Genomic DNA, 5,422 nt, shown 5'->3' on the forward strand with positions numbered 1-5,422 from the left:
GACGCAAACAAACAGTTTGCAGCTCTTTAAAAATGAACAGCCGATAAGTGTGGGCGTTTGAAGGCGAGTGCCAGAAGTTGAAAGACTTCAGGTCTCATGGACCTAAAACGCTCATAGAAGTGAAGTTCACTTCAATTCTTTGAGTAATTTATCAAGATCGAACTGAAGAGTTTGATCCTGGCTCAGATTGAACGCTGGCGGCATGCCTTACACATGCAAGTCGAACGGCAGCACGGGAGCAATCCTGGTGGCGAGTGGCGAACGGGTGAGTAATATATCGGAACGTGCCCAGTAATGGGGGATAGCCCGGCGAAAGCCGGATTAATACCGCATACGACCTACGGGTGAAAGCAGGGGATCGCAAGACCTTGCGTTATTGGAGCGGCCGATATCAGATTAGCTAGTTGGTGGGGTAAAGGCCTACCAAGGCAACGATCTGTAGCTGGTCTGAGAGGACGACCAGCCACACTGGGACTGAGACACGGCCCAGACTCCTACGGGAGGCAGCAGTGGGGAATTTTGGACAATGGGCGCAAGCCTGATCCAGCCATGCCGCGTGTGGGAAGAAGGCCTTCGGGTTGTAAACCACTTTTGTCAGGGAAGAAACGCGCTGGGCTAATACCTCGGCGTAATGACGGTACCTGAAGAATAAGCACCGGCTAACTACGTGCCAGCAGCCGCGGTAATACGTAGGGTGCAAGCGTTAATCGGAATTACTGGGCGTAAAGCGTGCGCAGGCGGCTATGCAAGACAGATGTGAAATCCCCGGGCTCAACCTGGGAACTGCATTTGTGACTGCATGGCTAGAGTACGGCAGAGGGGGATGGAATTCCGCGTGTAGCAGTGAAATGCGTAGATATGCGGAGGAACACCGATGGCGAAGGCAATCCCCTGGGCCTGTACTGACGCTCATGCACGAAAGCGTGGGGAGCAAACAGGATTAGATACCCTGGTAGTCCACGCCCTAAACGATGTCAACTGGTTGTTGGGAGGGTTTCTTCTCAGTAACGAAGCTAACGCGTGAAGTTGACCGCCTGGGGAGTACGGCCGCAAGGTTGAAACTCAAAGGAATTGACGGGGACCCGCACAAGCGGTGGATGATGTGGTTTAATTCGATGCAACGCGAAAAACCTTACCTACCCTTGACATGCCAGGAATCCTGAAGAGATTTAGGAGTGCTCGAAAGAGAGCCTGGACACAGGTGCTGCATGGCCGTCGTCAGCTCGTGTCGTGAGATGTTGGGTTAAGTCCCGCAACGAGCGCAACCCTTATCATTAGTTGCTACGCAAGGGCACTCTAATGAGACTGCCGGTGACAAACCGGAGGAAGGTGGGGATGACGTCAGGTCATCATGGCCCTTATGGGTAGGGCTACACACGTCATACAATGGCCGGTACAGAGGGCTGCCAACCCGCGAGGGGGAGCTAATCTCAGAAAACCGGTCGTAGTCCGGATCGTAGTCTGCAACTCGACTGCGTGAAGTCGGAATCGCTAGTAATCGCGGATCAGCTTGCCGCGGTGAATACGTTCCCGGGTCTTGTACACACCGCCCGTCACACCATGGGAGCGGGTTCTGCCAGAAGTAGTTAGCCTAACCGCAAGGAGGGCGATTACCACGGCAGGGTTCGTGACTGGGGTGAAGTCGTAACAAGGTAGCCGTATCGGAAGGTGCGGCTGGATCACCTCCTTTCTGGAAAATAGCACTCAATTTCTTGCGCCCACGCTTATCGGCTGTGATTTAACAACAGTGTGAAATGTGAGCCGGCCCGCAGTGACCGTGCGCATAAGGCGCAAGGCCGCCAGGCTCGGACCATCGCGCTTCACCGCGAATCGCGTTGGGTCTGTAGCTCAGTCGGTTAGAGCACCGTCTTGATAAGGCGGGGGTCGTTGGTTCGAATCCAACCAGACCCACCAATTTCATTGGGGGATTAGCTCAGCTGGGAGAGCACCTGCTTTGCAAGCAGGGGGTCGTCGGTTCGATCCCGTCATCCTCCACATTCCACATCGTTCTGTGTGATCACTGACCCAAGCATGAAGGTGCTTGGGTCAGTGATTCGTCAAGAATCGGCTGTTGTTCTTTAACAATTCGTAGAGTCGAATCAGCGTTGCTGACGGAAAGCACTTTGGTGCACCGTGCCGTCAGCAACATTTTGATTGCGTCAACAAATACTTCACTCGAAAGAGCGAAGAGGCAAACGCGAATACTCAGTAATGAGTCCTTGACGATGCTGCCAAAAGGCGGCGTCAAAGTTATAGGGTCAAGTGACTAAGTGCATGTGGTGGATGCCTTGGCGATTACAGGCGATGAAGGACGTGATAGCCTGCGATAAGCTTCGGGGAGCTGGCAAATTAGCTTTGATCCGGAGATTTCCGAATGGGGAAACCCACCGAAAGGTATCGCATGATGAATACATAGTCATGCGAGGCGAACCGGGTGAACTGAAACATCTCAGTAGCTCGAGGAAAAGACATCAACCGAGATTCCGAAAGTAGTGGCGAGCGAAATCGGAACAGCCTGCACGTTTTAGCTTTCGACTTATCAGAACGGAATGGAAAGTCCGACCATAGTGGGTGATAGTCCCGTATGAAAAAAGTCGATTGTGGAACTAGGCGTGCGACAAGTAGGGCGGGACACGTGTAATCCTGTCTGAATATGGGGGGACCATCCTCCAAGGCTAAATACTCGTAATCGACCGATAGCGAACTAGTACCGTGAGGGAAAGGTGAAAAGAACCCCGGGAGGGGAGTTAAATAGATCCTGAAACCGCATGCATACAAACAGTCGGAGCCCGCAAGGGTGACGGCGTACCTTTTGTATAATGGGTCAGCGACTTACATTCAGTGGCAAGGTTAACCGAATAGGGGAGCCGTAGAGAAATCGAGTCCGAATAGGGCGTTCAGTCGCTGGGTGTAGACCCGAAACCAAGTGATCTATCCATGGCCAGGATGAAGGTGCCGTAACAGGTACTGGAGGTCCGAACCGACTAGTGTTGCAAAACTAGCGGATGAGCTGTGGATAGGGGTGAAAGGCTAAACAAACTTGGAAATAGCTGGTTCTCTCCGAAAACTATTTAGGTAGTGCCTCAAGTATTACCGTCGGGGGTAGAGCACTGTTATGGCTAGGGGGTCATGGCGACTTACCAAACCATTGCAAACTCCGAATACCGATGAGTACAGCTTGGGAGACAGTGCACCGGGTGCTAACGTCCGGACACAAGAGGGAAACAACCCAGACCGCCAGCTAAGGTCCCCAAAATTGGCTAAGTGGGAAACGAAGTGGGAAGGCTAAAACAGTCAGGATGTTGGCTTAGAAGCAGCCACCATTTAAAGAAAGCGTAATAGCTCACTGATCGAGTCGTCCTGCGCGGAAGATGTAACGGGGCTAAGCCAGTTACCGAAGCTGCGGATGCACAGCAATGTGCGTGGTAGGAGAGCGTTCTGTACGCCTGTGAAGGTGGCTTGTGAAGGCTGCTGGAGGTATCAGAAGTGCGAATGCTGACATGAGTAGCGTTAAAGGGGGTGAAAAGCCCCCTCGCCGAAAGCGCAAGGTTTCCTACGCAACGTTCATCGGCGTAGGGTGAGTCGGCCCCTAAGGCGAGGCAGAGATGCGTAGCTGATGGGAAACAGGTCAATATTCCTGTACCGATATGTAGTGCGATGTGGGGACGGAGAAGGTTAACTCAGCCGGGTGTTGGATGTCCCGGTTCAAGCGTGTAGTCATACCCTTTAGGCAAATCCGGAGGGTTTAGATGAGGCGTGATAACGAGGCGGCTTGCCGCTGAAGTGAGTGATACCCTGCTTCCAGGAAAAGCCACTAAGCTCCAGCTACATACGACCGTACCGCAAACCGACACTGGTGCGCGAGATGAGTATTCTAAGGCGCTTGAGAGAACTCTGGAGAAGGAACTCGGCAAATTGACACCGTAACTTCGGAAGAAGGTGTGCCTTTAGTAGGTGAAGTTGTACAAACGGAGCCCAATAAGGCCGCAGAGAATCGGTGGCTGCAACTGTTTATTAAAAACACAGCACTCTGCAAAGACGAAAGTCGACGTATAGGGTGTGACTCCTGCCCGGTGCTGGAAGATTAAATGATGGGGTGCAAGCTCTTGACTGAAGTCCCAGTAAACGGCGGCCGTAACTATAACGGTCCTAAGGTAGCGAAATTCCTTGTCGGGTAAGTTCCGACCTGCACGAATGGAGTAATGATGGCCACACTGTCTCCTCCAGAGACTCAGCGAAGTTGAAATGTTTGTGATGATGCAATCTCCCCGCGGAAAGACGGAAAGACCCCATGAACCTTTACTGTAGCTTTACATTGGACTTTGAACAGATCTGTGTAGGATAGGTGGGAGGCTTTGAAGCGGTGCCGCTAGGTGTCGTGGAGCCAACGTTGAAATACCACCCTGGTGTGTTTGAGGTTCTAACCTTGACCCGTTATCCGGGTTGGGGACAGTGTATGGTGGGCAGTTTGACTGGGGCGGTCTCCTCCCAAAGCGTAACGGAGGAGTTCGAAGGTACGCTAGGCACGGTCGGAAATCGTGCTGATAGTGCATAGGCATAAGCGTGCTTGACTGCGAGACTGACAAGTCGAGCAGGTACGAAAGTAGGACTAAGTGATCCGGTGGTTCTGTATGGAAGGGCCATCGCTCAACGGATAAAAGGTACTCTGGGGATAACAGGCTGATACCGCCCAAGAGTTCATATCGACGGCGGTGTTTGGCACCTCGATGTCGGCTCATCTCATCCTGGGGCTGTAGCCGGTCCCAAGGGTATGGCTGTTCGCCATTTAAAGAGGTACGTGAGCTGGGTTTAAAACGTCGTGAGACAGTTTGGTCCCTATCTTCCGTGGGCGCTGCAAGATTGAGAGAGCCTGCTCCTAGTACGAGAGGACCGGAGTGGACGCACCTCTGGTGTATCGGTTGTCACGCCAGTGGCATTGCCGAGTAGCTAAGTGCGGAAGAGATAACCGCTGAAAGCATCTAAGCGGGAAACTCGTCTTAAGATAAGTCTTGCCGGGGCCTTGAGCCCCCTGAAGAGTCGTTCGAGACCAGGACGTTGATAGGCTGGGTGTGGAAGCGCAGTAATGCGTTAAGCTAACCAGTACTAATTGCTCGTGAGGCTTGACCCTATAACTTTGACTCCAAGTCAAAGCGTGTTTGCCAATGATTGGCGCAATCAAAATCGCTGAGCCCTAACAGGGCGACTCTACGAATTGGCTGTCTTGCAAGTGATGCAAGACAGCGACAAGTTAAGCCTGATGACCATAGCGAGGTGGTCCCACTCCTTCCCATCCCGAACAGGACAGTGAAACGCCTCAGCGCCGATGATAGTGCGGATTCCCGTGTGAAAGTAGGACATTGTCAGGCTATTAATTGAATGCCCCCATCACAGCAGTGATGGGGGCATTTCTCATTGGGCAATG

General features: G+C 52.5%; 2 tRNA genes and 3 rRNA genes. All 5 read left to right on the forward strand.

Annotation, left to right across the window (positions count from 1 at the left end):
- Window positions 1–159: 159 nt before the first annotated feature.
- A 16S ribosomal RNA gene (locus tag AC1KAT_RS22065) occupies window positions 160–1,690 on the forward strand.
- A 147-nt stretch (window positions 1,691–1,837) separates the two neighbouring features.
- A tRNA-Ile gene (locus AC1KAT_RS22070) sits at window positions 1,838–1,914 on the forward strand.
- 8 nt (window positions 1,915–1,922) lie between these two features.
- Window positions 1,923–1,995 (forward strand) — tRNA-Ala (locus tag AC1KAT_RS22075).
- Window positions 1,996–2,256: 261 nt separating this feature from the next.
- A 23S ribosomal RNA gene (locus AC1KAT_RS22080) occupies window positions 2,257–5,128 on the forward strand.
- Between the two features lie 125 nt (window positions 5,129–5,253).
- Window positions 5,254–5,366 (forward strand): 5S ribosomal RNA (rrf, locus tag AC1KAT_RS22085).
- The 16S, 23S and 5S rRNA genes sit together here with 2 tRNA genes alongside, the layout of an rRNA operon.
- Window positions 5,367–5,422: the final 56 nt, after the last annotated feature.

The sequence above is a fragment of the Piscinibacter sp. PDB5-1 genome, assembly GCF_056676035.1.